16 protein-coding genes, 1 pseudogene and 1 riboswitch are annotated in these 17465 nt (G+C 42.8%); of the genes and pseudogenes, 14 read left to right on the top strand and 3 right to left on the bottom strand.

Features of this window, described 5'->3' with window-relative positions; genetic code table 11:
• Positions 1-4: 4 nt before the first annotated feature.
• Positions 5-1369: a phosphohexomutase domain-containing protein gene (locus AC5YCD_RS07610; RefSeq protein ID WP_496129465.1), complete on the bottom strand. Its 1365-nt coding sequence runs from the start codon at positions 1367-1369 to the stop codon at positions 5-7.
• Positions 1370-1526: 157 nt separating this feature from the next.
• Positions 1527-1634, top strand: a riboswitch (TPP riboswitch).
• 85 nt (positions 1635-1719) lie between these two features.
• Between AC5YCD_RS07610 and AC5YCD_RS07615 the strand changes: the two genes are divergently transcribed.
• The 7 genes and pseudogenes from AC5YCD_RS07615 to AC5YCD_RS07645 all read left to right on the top strand — a co-directional run bounded on the left by AC5YCD_RS07615 (position 1720) and on the right by AC5YCD_RS07645 (position 7865).
• A complete protein-coding gene (locus tag AC5YCD_RS07615; RefSeq protein WP_496129466.1) occupies positions 1720-2643 on the top strand; it encodes an FAD-dependent oxidoreductase in 924 nt (307 codons plus the stop codon).
• Complete coding sequence (gene thiS / locus AC5YCD_RS07620) at positions 2640-2837, top strand: sulfur carrier protein ThiS (protein WP_496129467.1); 198 nt, start codon at positions 2640-2642, stop codon at positions 2835-2837. The genes AC5YCD_RS07615 and thiS overlap by 4 nt, the downstream gene beginning before the upstream one ends.
• 1 nt (position 2838) lies before the next feature.
• Positions 2839-3597 carry a thiazole synthase gene (locus AC5YCD_RS07625; protein ID WP_496129468.1) on the top strand — a complete coding sequence of 253 codons (759 nt, stop codon included), beginning with the start codon at positions 2839-2841 and terminating at the stop codon, positions 3595-3597.
• Positions 3597-4556, top strand: a complete 960-nt coding sequence (locus tag AC5YCD_RS07630; RefSeq protein ID WP_496129469.1) for a ThiF family adenylyltransferase — start codon at positions 3597-3599, stop codon at positions 4554-4556. Before AC5YCD_RS07625 ends, AC5YCD_RS07630 begins: the two co-directional genes overlap by 1 nt.
• Before the next feature lie 70 nt (positions 4557-4626).
• Positions 4627-7263, top strand: coding sequence for a heavy metal translocating P-type ATPase (locus AC5YCD_RS07635; protein ID WP_496129470.1), 2637 nt, complete (start codon positions 4627-4629; stop codon positions 7261-7263).
• Positions 7260-7574: pseudogene (locus tag AC5YCD_RS07640) on the top strand (MerR family DNA-binding protein); the annotation flags it as partial. The gene AC5YCD_RS07635 and the pseudogene AC5YCD_RS07640, both read left to right, overlap by 4 nt.
• Positions 7575-7670: 96 nt before the next feature.
• On the top strand, positions 7671-7865 hold the full coding sequence (locus tag AC5YCD_RS07645) for a heavy-metal-associated domain-containing protein (RefSeq protein WP_496129536.1): 195 nt from the start codon (positions 7671-7673) through the stop codon (positions 7863-7865).
• A 173-nt stretch (positions 7866-8038) separates the two neighbouring features.
• Here the strand turns inward: AC5YCD_RS07645 and yddG are convergent, their stop codons facing one another.
• Positions 8039-8947 (bottom strand): aromatic amino acid DMT transporter YddG, encoded by a 909-nt coding sequence (gene yddG, locus AC5YCD_RS07650; RefSeq protein WP_496129471.1) that lies wholly within the window; start codon positions 8945-8947, stop codon positions 8039-8041.
• Between the two features lie 191 nt (positions 8948-9138).
• Here yddG and AC5YCD_RS07655 point away from each other — a divergent pair, with 191 nt between their 5' ends.
• From AC5YCD_RS07655 to AC5YCD_RS07665, 3 genes are all read left to right on the top strand, one after another.
• Entirely contained in the window at positions 9139-9765 is a 627-nt protein-coding gene (locus AC5YCD_RS07655; protein WP_496129472.1) for a riboflavin synthase subunit alpha, read from the top strand.
• 270 nt (positions 9766-10035) lie between these two features.
• Positions 10036-12189 carry a TonB-dependent siderophore receptor gene (locus AC5YCD_RS07660; protein WP_496129473.1) on the top strand — a complete coding sequence of 718 codons (2154 nt, stop codon included), beginning with the start codon at positions 10036-10038 and terminating at the stop codon, positions 12187-12189.
• A 378-nt stretch (positions 12190-12567) separates the two neighbouring features.
• Entirely contained in the window at positions 12568-13329 is a 762-nt protein-coding gene (locus AC5YCD_RS07665) for a hypothetical protein (RefSeq protein ID WP_496129474.1), read from the top strand.
• A gap of 39 nt (positions 13330-13368) precedes the next feature.
• On the opposite strand, the gene AC5YCD_RS07670 is transcribed toward AC5YCD_RS07665, so the two are convergent.
• A complete protein-coding gene (locus AC5YCD_RS07670; protein WP_496129475.1) occupies positions 13369-13713 on the bottom strand; it encodes a DMT family transporter in 345 nt (114 codons plus the stop codon).
• Between the two features lie 383 nt (positions 13714-14096).
• Between AC5YCD_RS07670 and AC5YCD_RS07675 the strand changes: the two genes are divergently transcribed.
• The 4 genes from AC5YCD_RS07675 to argE are packed head-to-tail and all read left to right on the top strand — an operon-like array spanning position 14097 to position 17348.
• Positions 14097-14513, top strand: a complete 417-nt coding sequence (locus tag AC5YCD_RS07675; protein WP_496129476.1) for a RidA family protein — start codon at positions 14097-14099, stop codon at positions 14511-14513.
• Between the two features lie 15 nt (positions 14514-14528).
• A complete protein-coding gene (locus tag AC5YCD_RS07680) occupies positions 14529-15215 on the top strand; it encodes a DUF1028 domain-containing protein (protein WP_496129477.1) in 687 nt (228 codons plus the stop codon).
• Positions 15216-15230: 15 nt separating this feature from the next.
• Positions 15231-16214: a LysR family transcriptional regulator gene (locus AC5YCD_RS07685; protein WP_496129478.1), complete on the top strand. Its 984-nt coding sequence runs from the start codon at positions 15231-15233 to the stop codon at positions 16212-16214.
• Positions 16215-17348 (top strand): acetylornithine deacetylase, encoded by a 1134-nt coding sequence (gene argE / locus AC5YCD_RS07690; protein WP_496129479.1) that lies wholly within the window; start codon positions 16215-16217, stop codon positions 17346-17348.
• Positions 17349-17465 lie beyond the last annotated feature (117 nt).

The raw sequence follows: 17465 nt of genomic DNA on the forward strand, positions 1-17465 counted from the left end.
GATGTTATGATGTGCTCTCAATCAATTCGCTTAAGAGCTGCACATAATAATCCAGAGGCTGAGTTGCTTGCTCTTGATTGATTTCAATATTCAGTCTGAGTAAGGGTTCGGTATTTGAGGCTCTGACATTAAAACGCCATGTTTTAAAATCAAAACTTAAACCATCGGTTGTATCTAACTCAGGCTGATCAGCTGAGAAATGCTGGTGTAAGGCCTGCATGGTGGTGGCTGCATCTTTGACCGTAAAATTGATTTCGCCACTACAAGGGAAACGCTGCTGCATGACTTGGGTGAGTTCAGATAAGGGGCGCTGTTTGGCTGACAATAAGTTCACCACCAATAACCAAGGGATCATACCGCTGTCACAGTAGCCAAAATCACGGAAGTAATGATGGGCACTCATTTCGCCGCCATAAACTGCATTTTCTTCACGCATGACCTGCTTCATATAGGCATGCCCAGATTTAGACTGAACTGCAATGCCTTGATAACGCGCCACAATATCCAATGTATTCCAGATTAAACGTGGATCATGCACAATCTTTTGCTGGGCTTGTTTTTGTAAAAATGCTTCTGCCAATAAGCCGACCAAATAATATCCATCAATAAACTGGCCTTTTTCGTCAAATAAAAAGCAACGATCAAAATCACCATCCCAAGCCACACCAAAATCAGCTTGATGTTCAAGTACCGCAGCTGTTGTCGCATGACGATTTTCAATCAACATTGGATTGGGAATGCCTGTTGGAAAACGACCATCCGGTTCATGCTGAATTTTAATCAGTTCAATAGGAAGATGTGCTGCTTTAAAACATTGTTCCAAAGCATCCACCGCATGCCCAGCTGCGCCATGTCCGGGATTGGTGACAATTTTTAAGGGTCGAATCTGTTGATCCAGATAGCCCATAAGATGGGCGGTATAGGCAGGTAAAATATCATAGGCTGTGGTTTGACCCTGTGCTTGCGTAAAGGCAAACACGCCTTGTTCAATAAAGGCTTGAATGTCTTTTAATCCAGTGTCCATACCAATAGGACGTGCGCCTTTGCCCACCAATTTCATACCATTATATTCAATCGGATTATGGCTGGCGGTAATTTCAATGCCACCATCAATATCCAAGGCAAAAGCCGCAAAGTAGATTTCTTCGGTACCGGCTAAACCTAAGTCCAGTACGTCGACACCTGCATCGTTTAAGCCGTGAATCAAGGCTGTTTTGAGCATGGGGCTACTTAAACGAATATCTGCACCCACCGCAATACAACGTGGTTTAAAGATTTCTGCATAAGCGCGACCCAAGGCATAAGCAAATTTAGGGGTAATTTCTGTGTCTAGTTTCCCCCGAATATCATAGGCTTTAAAACAAGTCATTTTTATCTATCTATTTAATTTATATTAGAAATTAAGCTAACAGTGTTTTTAGATACTTTGGGTAAGTAATCATTATTTTTTGTTAAGCAAAAAATAGCCGCATTTTTAGCCCTACAGATTGCTTGACAAGCTGCTTAAAATTTAACTAAATAGAGACACTTTTAGGCAGGGGAGTCTCCAATAGAGACTGAGAGGCTAGTTGAGCTAGCGACCCTTTGAACCTGACCCAGTTAATGCTGGCGTAGGAAGACCATCTTAATACGGCCTGTGCTTTTAAAGCCAAGTCCGTCTTTTCCTGTACGTCGCATGGGTCTCTTGTCGGAGATCAACATGTTTCTTGAGTTATTGATATGAGCCACTGGTCAATTTTGGGCAGTGGCGTCACTGCCTTATGTGTGGCAACAGCCTTACATGCTCACGGCGAATCGCTAGAAGTGATTTGCTCAAATACGCATGCCATGGCTTCACATTTTGCCGGTGGTATGCTGGCACCGTTTTGTGAGGCAGAAGCTGCACCACATTTTAAAGCTTTATACGATTTTGACGCGATTGCTTGGTGGCAGCGCTATAGCACACAGGTGGTGCAACAGGGCACTTTGGTCTTAGCAAATAAGCGTGATCATGCCGAGTTGCAACGTTTTGCCACACGTACGACACAGCATCAATGGCTGAACCCACAGTGCCTGGAGCCTGAGTTGGAACATGTACAGCATGCCTTGTTTTTTAAAGATGAAGCCCATTTAGATCCACGTTTGGTCTTAGCTGAGCTCAAAAATAATTTAATTCAACAAGGCGTCGCCATCCACGCTGGCCAGCCCAGTGGCAGAATCATTGATTGCCGTGGTATTTATGCGCAAGATCAAATTCCCTTACGTGCAGTACGGGGTGAAATGCTGATTTTAGAGCAGCCGGAGTTACATTTTTCCCGACCCATTCGCTTATTACACCCCCGTTTTCCCTGTTATTTAGTACCACGTGCACATGGTCGCTTTATGCTAGGGGCAAGCATGCTTGAAAGCGATTCGCGTCAGCCCATCACAGCACGTAGCATGATGGAATTACTCAGTGCAGCTTATAGCATTCATCCTGCATTGGCAGAAGCTTCTATTGTAGAAACAGGTGTTGGGTTAAGACCAGCTTACTCAGACAATATTCCAAAAATTGCTTATCAACAGCAGACCTTTTACGTCAACGGCATGCATCGTCATGGGTTTTTATGTGCACCATGGCTGGCCGAACAACTGATTCATCAACTTGCAGGGAGCACAGTATGAAGATTTATTTAAATGGTAACCCAATCGACACGCACAGTGAAAATTTAAGCCAACTACTTGAAGAACAGCAGTTTGACGGTAGCGCAGTGGCCACGGCGGTTGATGGCAACTTTGTTCCACGCAGCCAATATACAACCACCTTATTATGTGCTGGGCAAAAAATTGAAGTCCTTGCACCAATGCAAGGAGGTTAACATGCAGGTTTATGGTACAACGCTAAAATCACGTTTATTGTTGGGCACAGCCGGTTATCCTTCCCCGGATTGTCTTCTACGCGCCATTCAAACTGCGGATGTTGATGTCATTACCGTCAGTTTACGCCGTGAAGGCACAGGTGGGCAGGGCTTTCGTGATTTACTCAAGCAAGTCAACTGCCGATTTTTACCCAATACAGCAGGCTGTTACAGTGTCAAAGAAGCGGTCACCACTGCACATATGGCACGTGAAGTGTTTAATACCGCTTGGATTAAACTTGAAGTCATTGGGCATCCAGACACACTCCAGCCCAATCCATTTGCCTTGGTCGAGGCAGCACGGATTTTAGCTGAAGATGGCTTTCAGGTATTTCCCTACACCACAGATGATTTAATTGTGGCTGAAAAACTCTTAGATGCAGGCTGCGAAGTGCTGATGCCTTGGGGAGCACCGATTGGTTCGGGTCAAGGTTTATGCCATCTCGATGCCTTAAAACGAATGCGTCATTATTTTCCCACCACGCCGCTGATTATTGATGCAGGCATTGGGGCACCGAGTCATGCTGCTTTGGCCTTAGAAATGGGGTTTGATGCGGTATTGCTCAATACCGCCGTTGCGCAGGCCCAAGATCCTGTAATGATGGCACAGGCTTTTGCCGCTGCAGTACAGGCAGGCCACTTGGCATATCAGGCTGGGTTAATGCCGAAACGCGATCTTGCCCAAGCCTCGACACCACTTTTTGGTTTGGCGGAGTTCTAATGTTAGACAACGCACGTTATGCCAGACAAATACAATTACCACAGGTGGGAAGCTACGGCCAACAGCAATTACAAGCTGCGCGGGTCTTGGTGGTTGGAGCAGGAGGATTAGCAGCCTCACTACTGCCTATTTTAGCGGCCAGTGGTGTTGGCTATTTACGTATTTATGATGCTGATCGCGTGGAGCTTTCCAATTTGCATCGGCAGATTGTATTTCGTATGGCCGACCTTGGCGCATTTAAAGCCATTGCTGTTGCGCAGCACTTAAAGCAACTGAATCCTGAGATTGATATTGAGCCCCGTACTGAGCATATACACAGCAGCAATCTTGCAGCAGCACTGCAAGACATTGATCTTGTGGTAGATGCAGCCGATCGCTTTGCCACCACGTATTTGCTTTCAGATGCCTGTTTTATGCAAAAAATTCCTTTGATCAGTGCCTCTGTATTGGCTGAACAAGGTTATGTTGGCGGCTTTTGTGGACAAAGTGCGCCAAGCTACCGTGCGCTTTTTCCTGAGTTGCCACAACAGGCAACCTCTTGCCAAAGCACAGGCGTACTGGCTTCAACCGTGGCCACCCTTGCCAGCCTACAAGCGCATATGGTGCTCAATGTCTTGTTAAATGGCCAAAACTCCGCCCTTGGGCAGCTCTTGGGCTTAAATTTACAACAATGGCATATCACGAGTTTACGATTTGATCAGCTGCCTGAACCTCAAGATTCATTGCTGTGGTTAGATCGAGCTCAGCTGCAGCCGGATGATCTGATTTTAGAACTGCGTGAGCCGAGCGAAATTGAATCTCCTCTTCAAGGAGCACATATGACAAGATTAGAGCAGTTACCGACACAGATCACACCACAACGGGTGGTCTGTGTGTGTAAAAGTGGTATTCGTGCGGCCAAAGCCGCAAAACTGCTCAAGCAACGTGGTTTCACTCACGTCTTTATTATGGCGGACTAAAAATACTTGACCTTCCCATTATGGGAAGGTTTATGCTATTGGCATGCTGGTAAAATTTATAGGTCTGATCATGCAAAGCGTTCAACTTCACATTTTAGGCATGAGCTGTGCTTCCTGCGTAGCGCGGGTGGAAAAAGCCTTAAATAAAGTTGAAGGTGTGACGGCAACGGTCAATTTGGCGACCGAATCTGCTCAAGTTCAGGCTGAAATCATCGACTATCCTGCTTTACAAAATGCCGTACACAAGGCGGGCTTTGACATTGAGGTACAGCAATTTCATTTAAAAATTGTCGGCATGAGCTGTGCCTCGTGCGTGGCACGTGTTGAAAAATCCCTGAAAAAAGTATCTGGTGTGCTTCAAGCCAAAGTTAATTTGGCGACAGAACAGGCTCAGGTACACGTTTTAGCACCAACCTCACAAGCAGAGTTAATTCAAGCCGTACAAAAAGCCGGCTTTGATGTTGCTTTAGAAAAAATACAGTTGCATATTTCTGGCATGACGTGTGCCTCCTGTGTGGCACGCGTGGAAAAAGCGCTCAAGAAAGTTGAAGGCGTAACAGAAGCTGGGGTGAATTTAACGACCGAACAAGCAACCATTCAGGTTGATCGTCAAGTTGAGCCACAACGTCTCATTGAACAGATTAAAAAAGCAGGTTTTTCTGCCAACCTATTGCAAGATCAAGTTATAGATCAAAAACAACAGCAACAGCAGACCCTCAAGCGTGATCTTATGATGGCCATCGTGTTGGCGCTACCTGTCTTTATTCTAGAGATGGGCGGGCATCTGATCCCTGCTTTTCATCATTGGGTTATGCATACGATCGGACAGCACAACAGTTGGCTGATCCAGTGCATCCTTACAACACTTATTTTGCTCTTGCCAGGCCGTCATTTTTATCAAAAAGGTTTGCCAGCCTTATGGCGTTTGCATCCTGATATGAACTCCCTTGTCGCCGTGGGAACGTTGGCGGCCTATAGCTATTCGCTGGTTGCTATTTTGTTACCACATGTATTGCCTGCTGGTAGTCAAAACGTCTATTTCGAAGCGGCCGCAGTGATTATTGCCTTAATTCTATTGGGACGTTATTTTGAAGCACGGGCCAAAGGGCGTACCTCTTTAGCCATTCAACACCTTATCGGATTACAGCCAAAAACTGCCGCCATTGAACAACATGGTCAGGCTGTTGAGCTGCCTATTGAACACGTGACGCCTGGGATGTCTCTGTTGGTCCGTCCAGGAGAGCGGATTGCCGCAGATGGTCAGATTATCACGGGTCATAGTTATATCGATGAATCCATGCTCAGCGGTGAATCCATGCCAGTCTCCAAGCGCATTGGCGATCATGTGGTTGCAGGCAGTATTAACCAAAATGGTCACTTAAAAGTTAAAGTGAGCGCCGTGGGGCATAACACGGTATTGGCAAACATTATTCATATGGTCGAACAAGCACAGAGTGGAAAACTCCCCATTCAAGCTTTAATTGATCAAGTCACGCTATGGTTTGTACCTGTGGTGATGGGCTTATCATTGCTGACCTTTGCAGTATGGTTAGCGTTTGGTCCTGAACCGAGTTTAAGCTTAGCGCTGGTTAATGCAGTGGCCGTACTGATTATTGCTTGTCCCTGTGCGATGGGATTGGCCACACCTACGTCTATTCTTGTGGGCACAGGACGCGGTGCGCAATTGGGGATTTTATTTCGTCAGGGTGAGGCACTACAACTATTGCAACAAGCCAAAGTGGTCGCATTCGATAAAACAGGCACATTAACTGAAGGCAAACCAACGCTGACCGATCTATATAGCCTCGATGCTAGAGATGACAACGACTTACTTAGCTTAGTGGCAGCAGTCGAGCGTCAATCTGAACATCCTATTGCGCATGCCATTATCAAAGCTGCTGATGATCTCCAGCTTCCTCATTATCCTGCAACAGATTTCCAAGCGCTCACTGGCTACGGTATTCAAGCTCGAGTCAATCAGCACATGGTACATATTGGTGCTGAGCGTCTCATGCAGCAGCTTCATCTCGATACTCAAAGCCTAAAGCAACAGATGCAGCAGTGGGGCAGCGAAGGAAAAACGCCAATTTTTGTGGCCATTGATCAAAAACTTGCGGGTATATTGGCTGTGGCAGATCCCATCAAACCCAGCAGCTTCGCGGCAATTCAAGCATTGCATCAGCAAGGAATTCGCGTGGCAATGATTACAGGCGACCAGCAACATACGGCCCACGCGATTGCTAAGCAGCTTAAGATTGATCAGGTGTTTGCTCAAGTATTACCAAATGCTAAAGTCGAAGCCATTCAAACATTGCAACAACAGGCTGGACGAGTTGCATTTGTCGGTGATGGCATCAATGACGCACCAGCCTTGGCACAAGCAGATATTGGCATCGCCGTGGGTACGGGTACCGATATTGCGATTGAAGCGGCCGACGTGGTCCTTATGTCAGGCAATATGCAGGGCGTGGCTCATGCAATCGCTTTAAGTCATGCAACCTTAAATAACATTCGTCAGAATCTATTTTGGGCTTTTGTTTATAATGCTGCATTAATCCCCATTGCAGCAGGTATTCTTTATCCTGCTTTTGGCATTTTACTCTCGCCTATGTTTGCCGCGGCTGCCATGGCGTTATCTTCAGTCTTTGTGGTCAGCAATGCGCTACGCCTGCGTCAATTTAAAGCCGTGAATGAGGCGAAAACATGAATATAGGTACAGTGGCGTTACACAGTGGGATTTCCGCCAAGATGATCCGTTATTACGAACAGATCGGCCTGATTCAAGTCAAGCGTCTTGGCAATGGTTATCGTGATTACCAGCCCGAAGATGTTGAAACTTTAAAATTTATTAAGCATGCCCGTGACTTAGGGTTTGATCTAGCGAAAATTCAGACCTTACTACAGCTTTGGCATAATCCAGAACGTCATAGCCGTGACGTCAAAGCCCTTACACGTCAACATATTGCTGATTTAGATCTTAAGATTCATAGCCTCCAACAGATCCACCAGACGCTGAGTAACTCGTTAGCCCATTGCCACGGCAATGATTCATCGGAATGTAGTATTTTAAGCCAGATTGAATTTGGCAACACCATCTTAACAGGAGAACCAAAGATGAAATTTCGTATTGATAATATGACCTGTGGTGGCTGTGCACGCAGTGTGACGGCAACCATTCAAGACTTAGACCCTCAGGCTCAAGTTAACATTGATGTGGCGACAAAGCTTGTTGAGGTCCACTCTACGCTAGATGCAGCGCAAATTGTGGCTGCGTTAACCGAAGATGGCTTCCCACCCGTCGATGCTTAATCGCTTAGGCGGGTTGCAGATGCTGCCCGCCTATTATGTTAAAAGCTGCTGAATTTATTGTTTAAGCTTTTGAATTATTACTATATCTACCCACTGTCCTAGATTGAGATAAGTACAATAACTCTGCACTAAAGTATAGATCGGTTGTTTATTCAAATAACAGGTTATATAAGCTATCTTTTTTGTCGTGTTGACAACCAACACAGCATTGCACCTAAAGTGACACACAATACCCCTTGCCAAAACATCCAGGACAAGGTGGTATTGAGCAAAAAGGCAGCAAAAAAAGCGGAAAATACTGGCGTGAAATAAGAAGCACCGGCCATCAAGGTCATATTGCCAGATAAAATGCCGATATTCCAAGCACCATAGCCTAAACCCAATCCAGCTGCAGCAAAAAAGAGGGCTACGCTATTATCAAAATTAAAAGCTAAGCTTGGAGCACCCATCAGCCAGTACTTCACCCACAGCACAATTGCCACCAAAGCAAAAAACAAAGTCACCACATTTTTGCCTTGCGAACGACTGACAGTGACTGAGCAATATAAGCCCCACAGCACAGCTGCTGCCAAAGCCAAACCATAACTGAGAGGATTACTCTGTATATTTCCCCACACCTGAGCCAGCTCAAGTCCTGTTTCCGCCGCTAACACCCAAAAGATCCCGATTAGCGCAGCCAAACAACCTGGAATAATCAAAATATTGGCTTTGACATTATTGAATAAGATTGCAAAGAGTAGGGTAAAGGTGGGCCACAAGTAATTAATCATACCCACTTCTATGGCCTGTTTTGGATGATGTGCATAACCGATTGAGAGGGCAAAACACAATTCATAAGCAATAAACAGTAAGCTTCCCCAAAATAAATAAGTTTTTGGAATGCTATTGAGTTTAGGTAAACCAATGGTAAAAAATAAAATGATGGTGGCCACACTGTAGATCAATGCAGCCCCTGCCACAGCGCCAAAACTTTCACTGACGCTACGCATTAGGCCAACATTGGTACTCCATAACAAAACAGCACTCAAACCAATCGCAGTTGCAGTATTTTTACTTAATGGTTTTGCAAAATGAAGTCGCATAGATTTGCTCTTATTGTATTATTTCCTACCAGTATGCAAGTAAACATGTCTTAGATACAGCATATTTTGAAAGAACATTTACAAGCCTCCATTCAAAAAATCCGAGCAATTGATTGAAGTATAATCAAAGCAATTACGGTGTGATCTCTGCTCTGTTATATTGAACACAATTTAAAACTCTAGGAATCACTATGTATACCGGTATTGTGCTTGGCACAGAACGTATTGAAAAAATTGAACAACATGACGGCTTCCATACTATTTTCGTAAGCAATACAAAAGGCTTTATGGATGATGTTTTTGTGGGCGCAAGTGTCGCGATTGATGGCACCTGCTTAACGGTAACAGGCATCACGGATGACAAAACTCAGGTCAGCTTTGACGTTGCAGCCTTGACACTTTCTCTCACCACATTAGCTGATTTGCAGGTTGGCGATTTGGTCAATGTAGAACGCTCATTTAAAGTCGGCATGGAAAATGGCGGGCATAACATATATGGTCATATTGAGGGTAAAGCAAGTATTGTGAATATCATCCATATTGGACAAACCCTACAATTTGATATTCAAATTCCTAAGCAATGTATGAAATACTTTTTCCTCAAAGGTTTTATTGGTTTACATGGCTGTAGCTTAACCGTCAATCAGGTGGATTTAGCACGCGATCAAATCTCCGTTAACCTGATTCCAGAGACCATTCGCTTGACCAAATTTGGACAGCTGCAGGTAGGTGACCAACTCAATTTCGAAATTGATCAAACCACACGCACCTTAGTCGATACCTTAGAAAATATTTACGCTCGCCAGCAAGCTATCTAGCTTAAATTCAGGCGCCTTTATATTTTAAAGGCGCTGAAATCCTTCAGATTTTCTTCATTAAAAAAAATCAACTATCAATCTAAATATTAAAATTCAATAAAAAACATAAACTTAATCTAAAAGACAGCAAATCTTTTTATATCCTATTGAAATAAAGACTCAAACTTGTGGTTTGGATTGCTAAAAACAATTCCTTTTTCATTGAAAAGTGTACAAGTTTTGCTACAAAATATAAATGATAATAATTATCTTTATTATATGGAAATGATCATGTTATTCAAAAACACACTTTTAAATCGTTCTATTAAACTTGCTTTATTGGGCATATCGAGTGTAGCTGTTACACATACCCAAGCCAGTGAGGTCACTGTACTAGAAACGATTGAAAGTATGGCTGAGCAAGAGAGTGCATATAAAGTTAAAAATTCGACATCAGCAACCAAGTTTAATTTAGCTTTAAAAGAAACACCGCAAGCGGTCAGCATCGTTACTAGTCAACAAATGCAAGACCAAAATTTAGATACGCTAGGTGATGTGCTGGCACAAACTGTGGGGGTCAGTGGCACACAATATGCAGCACCAGGGACGGACGATACCTTTAATAATTATTTTGCACGTGGTTTTAGTATTACCAATTATCAAGTAGATGGAATCAATAGCACCAGTGCTGCAATAGGCAATACCACTTCATTAAACACAAACGTATATGAAAATGTCACAGTCCTCAAAGGTGCAAATGGTTTGCTGAGTGGCACAGGTAATCCAAGTGCAACGATTAATTTAGTGCGCAAAAAACCTACCAAGGAATTACATAGTGATGCTCGTATCGAATTAGGCTCTTGGAATAAAGTTCGCTCTGAGGTTGATGTCTCAGGCAGCTTAAATCAAGATCAATCGCTACGTGCGCGTGTAGTGGCATCTTATGAAGACTATGACAGCTACCAAAAACGTGGAACAGGCAAGCAAGCAGGGATCTATGCGATTGTTGAAGCTGACCTTGATGAGTCGACTACATTACACGCAGGTATTGATGCTTATCAAAAAGAAAATGATGGTGTCACTGCTCATGGCTTTAATATTTTAGATATCAGTAAAACTAAGCGCACACCTTTTGGACCCAAAGACAATCACGCTGCTGCTTGGTCCTATGATGATGTGCAGCGTATCAACGTCTTTGCTGGGATCGAGCATATATTTAACAATGATTGGAAGACGTCCTTAAATACAGGTTACACCTGGTCAGATACAGATATTGTGTACGGCATCGCAGGGCGATCTAACATTAATCTCGCGGCAGACACAATGGCCTTTAGCGCTGACCGTAACACCAGAACACCTGAGCAATGGAACATTGATGCTTCAGCACAAGGTCCATTTCAATTGTTTGGACGCACACATGAAGCAGTATTGGGGATAACCGCCTATGATATGGAGCGCCATGATGATGACTGGAAAATTGAAGGTGTACCAAGTACAGTGCCTGTGTCAACATGGGACGGCACAGTGGCGGCGCCGATCATTACAGCCTCAGGTACATTAGAAGAAAAACAACGCCAAATTAGCAGCTATGGTGCCTTACGCTTAAACCCGATGGATCACTTACATGTCATTTTGGGTGCGAGTGTCAATAACTATCAAAATAAAGGCAATATCACGAGTGCCACTAACGAAAATGGAGAATTTGTACCGTATGCGGGTATTGTTTATGATTTAACCCCTGCATGGTCTGTGTATGGAAGTTATACCAATATTTTTAAGCCACAATCTAGTCGCGCTTATGACGGTGCAACTTTGGATCCAGTGACCGGAGATACCTTTGAGCTAGGCGTCAAAGCTGATCTCCTTCAAGAGCGACTTAACCTCAGCTTATCCGCTTTTAAAACCAAGCAAGAAAATGTAGCCGTGCGTGCGGGGGAATATACGCAACAAGACCTAGATCAAGGGCTTATTCCACCTGATTTAAGCATAGATGATGCCTACTACCGTGCAGCGCAAGGGGTAGAAAGTGAGGGGATTGAATTAGAAGTAGGTGGTGAACTACTGCCAAACTGGCGTATCGCTGGTGGCTATAGTTATGTCAATACAGAAGATAAAAGTGTACGTATTAATACCAATATTCCACAGAATCAGTTGAAGTTATTTACCAGTTATCAATTTAGTGGTGCACTAGAAAAACTATCCTTAGGTGCTGGGGTAAAATGGCAAAGTGATATTTATGCCTCAGTTGCTGACCGTAATACGTATAAACAAGATGCTTATACCCTCGTTGACCTAATGGGACGTTATCAAGCAACCGAGAATATAATTTTAGGCTTAAATATTTCCAACTTAACTGACGAAGAGTACTTGGTGGGTACTATGGCGCGCAGCAATGTTTGGGGGGCACCGCGTACCGTGACGGGTTCGGTACAATTTAAGTATTAATATTTTCAAAGTAGCCAATCCAAAGATTGGCTACTGCTTTTAGCTAAATAAATTCATATGAAATTTCCATTAATTTTATAAAAATATCTTTATGAAAGATCAACTTATATTTTAAAAAAAACATTAATTACAAAAAAATAAATAATTTAACGTTTCAATTTATGAATGCTTTAAATTATCTAAGCCATTACTTTACAATAAAAAAATTATTATTTTTTACTCAAAATTAAAAATGAATGATAGAAATATAATTTTAATAAAAATAAGTATTTGATATAAAAATGAAAATTAAAATAATAGAAAATTATCTTAAACATATTTTTTTAATTTATTTCATCAATAATAAGATCCAGATTCAACAATGAAGAGGGAACGATCATGTTTAAGTTATTTACCGCGAAACTCAGTAGTATTTTTACTCCAGCATATCAAGGTGTCACTCAAGTTGTAGGGAACACCATAAGTTATACTGCAGGTTTAGTCGACACTGCAGCCACAATTGTCGCACCGGTCACTGATGCACTCAGCCACATTCCAGTGGTGGGCTCAGTGATTGAGTCGACAGTGACAACCGCAGGCAACCTAGTGGCAGATGCAACCACTACTTTAAATCAAGTCGGCCAACATGTAGCTGCAGGTGACATTTCAGGTGCAGTAGATCAATTGCTTGACCATGCCACAGATCTCGTCGGTGGAACACTCAATCATGCATCAGACATTATTACCGACGTGGGTAATCTTGTTGATCCAATTACAGGTCATCCTTTATCAGATGTACCAATCCTAGGCGATGTGCTTAATGCCGCAGGTGTTACTGTAGGCAATGCAAGTGGCTTAGTTGATGAGTTGGGCGATTATGTAGCAGGTATTGATCCTCTAGATACTTTAGGACAACTGGCAAGTGATCCATTTGCCACCGTAGGTGGTGTAGTACAAGATGTCTCTGGCATTTTAGACAATATTTTAGAAGACATTGCACCTGTCACTGATCTTGTTTCCAATGTACCTATCGTCGGACATGTGGCTGATGGGCTAGGTTATGTGGCTCAACATACGATTGATGGTCTAGGCTTCTTAGGCGGGCATATCAGCCAATTGCCAAGTTTCAATCCATTTGATAGCGGCTCTTGGTGGACTTAATTCATACACATGCCTATGTAGCACTCTACATAGGCATTTTTAATGTCCTGTTGAACTAGAAAAAATATGAATAACCAACACACCACTTACAATCATTAGCATGCCAATGATTGCTGCAGTATCTAAAACCTGTTTAAAAAATACATAACCAATAATAGCGGTCAATACAATCCCTACACCACTCCAGATGGCATACGCCACTCCTAAGGGAATAGTTTTTATGACGTGTGAAAGTAAAAAGAATGCCACACTAAACAATAAAACCACCATCACCGAAGGTAACAGTTTAGTAAAACCTTGAGATTTTAATAAAAAGCTTGATCCTGTAACTTCGCACACGATTGCGATGGCCAATAATAAATAAGCGGTAAGGATTGGGCTCATAGCAGCTTCCTGAGTACTGTTGTGATTGAATTATTTTGATCACATGTGGATATTAAATTTGTACAAATCTAAGACACCTATGTGATTTATAAAACTTTAATTTTTAATCTATAGCGTTCACTGAAAGATTTAATCATTTTCCCCAGTAAAAGCTACACATTTCAATCTATTTTAAAAACAAGAATGATCAAAAAAAGCTACTTAAGCTTAACAACAATCAGCAAACACTCAAATCTTAGGCTTAAAAATAATGCTGACGTTTACTTGAACTTAGATATTCTGCAGCTTAATAAGGAAAATGCGAACTATTGAAGCAGAAAAGGAAAATTGCCTTATCAAGCACTTGATTCATACTCGGCCTATGAACTTAATAGGATCAAGTGATGAAACATAGACGTATTCGTACCTTTAACACTCAGGCCACCTATCGAGAACAACATTTAGATAATGATTTATGCCAAGCCGTGGTTGCACGTGGCAGTACCGTGTTTTTGCGTGGTCAAATTGGACAGAACTTAGATACATCTGAAAGCGTTTGTATTGGTGATGCAGCGGGTCAAGCTGAGCAAGCGATGTATAACATTAAGATGTTACTGGAAGAGGCCGGCGGTGAGCTTGAGGATATTTGTAAAATCACCATTTACATTATTGATCCACGTTACCGTGAAGAGGTTTATCGCGTGGTGGGGAAGTGGCTTAAAGGCGTGTTCCCCGTTTCAACCGGTATTGTGGTCTCTGCACTGGCTCGCCCAGAGTGGTTAGTTGAAATTGATGCCACCGCTGTGATTCCTGATGCCTAAGGTTGGAGGTTGTTTATGACTTTTTCCATTATTGCACGTTGCCCTAAAACTGGGCAATTTGGCGGCGCCATTAGCTCATCTTCACCCGCAGTTGCCGCACGCTGCCTACATGCCAAAGCAGGTATCGGGGTTGCCACCTCACAAAACATTACGGATCCATACTTGGCAAACATTTTGCTAGATATGCTGAAGTATGATCTGGCTCCTGAGCAGGCGATCTCAGAATTGGTAAAGAATACCGATTTTATTGAATATCGTCAGCTAACTGCACTCAATACCTCAGCACCACCCGCTGCATTTAGTGGCACTTATAGTTTAGGTGTACATGCTGAGTGCATTGGAGAACACGCAGTTGCTGCAGGCAATTTACTTGCCGATGCTCGAATCCCTGAAATCATGGTGAATACTTTTCACCAAGCATCAGGAAGTTTAGCTGAGCGTCTGTTACAGGCGCTACAAGCAGGTTTAGCTGCAGGTGGAGAAATGGGGCCTGTTCATTCTGCTGGCGTATTGGTAGTTGATAAACTCGAATGGCCAGTCATTAATTTACGTGTTGATTGGTCGGATACGCCAATTGAAGATCTCTATCAACTTTGGAAGCTATATGAACCTCAAGTCGAAGATTACGTAGTACGCGCTTTAAACCCAGCTATTTCACCCGATTACGGTGTACCGGGTAGCCAAGTTTCTTCGAGAGGTTAACGTTAGGATAATTAGGTGCTTAATCGAATCTCACTCCGTCAGATGCAATATTTTGTCGCGACTGCACAAAGTGGCAGCATTATTATTGCCTCAGAGAAAATCCATGTTTCTTCACCTTCGATTTCTGCAGCCATCGCACATATTGAATCTGAATTACAAGTGCAACTTTTTATTCGCCAACATGCCAAAGGCTTAATCTTGACCAATATTGGTGAGCGTGTCATGCAAGAATGTTTGTTGATCTTAAACCAATCAACGAACCTATACGCTTTAGCTGCCGATTTCTCTGGGTCGATTCGTGGCCCCTTACGCTTAGGATGCTTTAGCGCATTTTCACCGATGATTTACGCTGAAATTATCCACGGCTTTACTAACTTATATAAAAAAGTTGATCTCGCTTTATGTGAGGATGATCAGCAGGTATTGCTTCATCGTTTGGTCAGAAATGAACTGGATGTCGTGCTGACTTATGATTTGAACATTGATCATGATGTGGTGAATTTTGAATCTTTAGCAGTATTGCCCCCACATGTTTTGGTCAGTGAAGCACATCCTTTAGCAAAAAACTCAGCGGTCACTTTGCAAGAATTGGCTGACTATCCCATGGTGTTATTAGATATGCCCTACAGTAGTGATTATTTTATTTCGCTATTTCGGCAGCATAAACTCAGTCCCAAAGTTGAGCACTCGTCTAAACATGTAGATGTGGTACGGGCGATGGTGGCAAATAATTTAGGCTATACCATTTTAAACGTGCGTCCTAAAAACAATTATGCCTTAGATGGGAAACGTTTGGTGCGTATTCGCTTGGCAGGAGAACATCGTCCAATGCAAATTGGCTTGGCCACAGCAAAAAATGCACATTTAAATACGGTGTCGCAAGCGTTTATCAGCCGTTGCCGTGCTTTCTTGTCCAATCAATATATTCCTGGCATGGCAGATGCACATTTCTTTGATGCGCATATGAAAACTAAGCCATCACTGGTCGAGGTAGATTAATTGCAGCAACTCAATCATCTTACACTTCTCAAACAACTGATTTCTTTTGACACCACATCCTATAAAAGTAATTTAAACTTAATTTTTTATTTGCGTGATGTGTTTGAAGCTGCCGAGATTGACGTCCATCTTGATTTTAATGCAGAAAAAAATAAAGCCAATTTGTTGGCCAGTGTTGGCCCTTTAGATCAAGCCGGTATTTTGCTGTCAGGTCACTCCGATGTGGTACCCATCGATGGACAAAATTGGGATACACCAGCGTTCCAAGCCACGGTGAAACAGGGCAATATCTATGGACGTGGCACGGCGGATATGAAAGGCTTTCTGGCCTGCGCCGTGCTTGCATTATTAAAAGCCAGTCAACTCAAGCTACAGCGCCCATTACATTTATGTATCTCTTATGATGAAGAAATTGGCTGTATTGGGGTACGTGGTATTTTAGATCAACTGAAACAGCAGCTTAGACCCCCACTGATCTGCGTCATTGGCGAACCCACAATGATGCAATTGGCACTCGCCCATAAGGGGAAAACTGTATTTCGTGCCAAGTGTTGTGGTCAAGAAGGGCATTCGGCTTTAGCGCCCAATTATGTAAATGCCATCCATGTCGCTAGTGCTCTCATTCATGCGATTCAAACTGTACAAACTGATCTACAACAGCATGGCCATCAAGATGTAGGCTACGACATTGCCTACAGTACTTTACATGTGGGGAAAATTTCAGGGGGTACAGCTTTAAATATTGTCCCAAATCTATGTGTAGTCGATTACGAACTTCGACATTTGGCTGAAGATCAAAGCCATAGCATTCAAGAAAAAATTTTAAGTTGTCTTCAAGAAGAATTCCGCCACAAGATTCAACTTGAAGAAATCAATCAATATCCTGGGCTTAAAACATCCCCAACAGTACAAGCCGTTTCATTTATACAAGATTTATTGCCTTGCAATACCCGCACACAAAATATTTCCTTTGGTACTGAAGGGGGGCTATTTCAAGATGCCTTAGATTGTCCAGTGGTGGTATGTGGGCCAGGCGATATTGCTGTTGCACATAAACCCAATGAATACGTGGCAATTGAGCAGTTACAGCAATGTGACACATTTTTAGAGAAACTCATTCAGAATTTAATTTAAATCTAATTAATTATTTAAAAATAAAAGTGCACCTGTATGTGTGCGCTTTTATCGCTATATGCTTATCACTTCAGCCTTTTTGATTGCTTAATTAAAGCTGTATTAATAACTCAATTT

This window comes from Acinetobacter sp. CY05 (genome assembly GCF_059515805.1).

Bases quoted from the DNA above. Each gene is read 5' to 3' on its own strand.
- AC5YCD_RS07610 (WP_496129465.1), bottom strand. From the start codon at position 1,369: ATGACTTGTTTTAAAGCCTATGATATTCGGGGGAAACTAGACACAGAA.
- AC5YCD_RS07615 (WP_496129466.1), top strand. From the start codon at position 1,720: ATGAGCCACTGGTCAATTTTGGGCAGTGGCGTCACTGCCTTATGTGTG.
- thiS (WP_496129467.1), top strand. From the start codon at position 2,640: ATGAAGATTTATTTAAATGGTAACCCAATCGACACGCACAGTGAAAAT.
- AC5YCD_RS07625 (WP_496129468.1), top strand. From the start codon at position 2,839: ATGCAGGTTTATGGTACAACGCTAAAATCACGTTTATTGTTGGGCACA.
- AC5YCD_RS07630 (WP_496129469.1), top strand. From the start codon at position 3,597: ATGTTAGACAACGCACGTTATGCCAGACAAATACAATTACCACAGGTG.
- AC5YCD_RS07635 (WP_496129470.1), top strand. From the start codon at position 4,627: ATGCAAAGCGTTCAACTTCACATTTTAGGCATGAGCTGTGCTTCCTGC.
- AC5YCD_RS07645 (WP_496129536.1), top strand. From the start codon at position 7,671: ATGAAATTTCGTATTGATAATATGACCTGTGGTGGCTGTGCACGCAGT.
- yddG (WP_496129471.1), bottom strand. From the start codon at position 8,947: ATGCGACTTCATTTTGCAAAACCATTAAGTAAAAATACTGCAACTGCG.
- AC5YCD_RS07655 (WP_496129472.1), top strand. From the start codon at position 9,139: ATGTATACCGGTATTGTGCTTGGCACAGAACGTATTGAAAAAATTGAA.
- AC5YCD_RS07660 (WP_496129473.1), top strand. From the start codon at position 10,036: ATGTTATTCAAAAACACACTTTTAAATCGTTCTATTAAACTTGCTTTA.
- AC5YCD_RS07665 (WP_496129474.1), top strand. From the start codon at position 12,568: ATGTTTAAGTTATTTACCGCGAAACTCAGTAGTATTTTTACTCCAGCA.
- AC5YCD_RS07670 (WP_496129475.1), bottom strand. From the start codon at position 13,713: ATGAGCCCAATCCTTACCGCTTATTTATTATTGGCCATCGCAATCGTG.
- AC5YCD_RS07675 (WP_496129476.1), top strand. From the start codon at position 14,097: ATGAAACATAGACGTATTCGTACCTTTAACACTCAGGCCACCTATCGA.
- AC5YCD_RS07680 (WP_496129477.1), top strand. From the start codon at position 14,529: ATGACTTTTTCCATTATTGCACGTTGCCCTAAAACTGGGCAATTTGGC.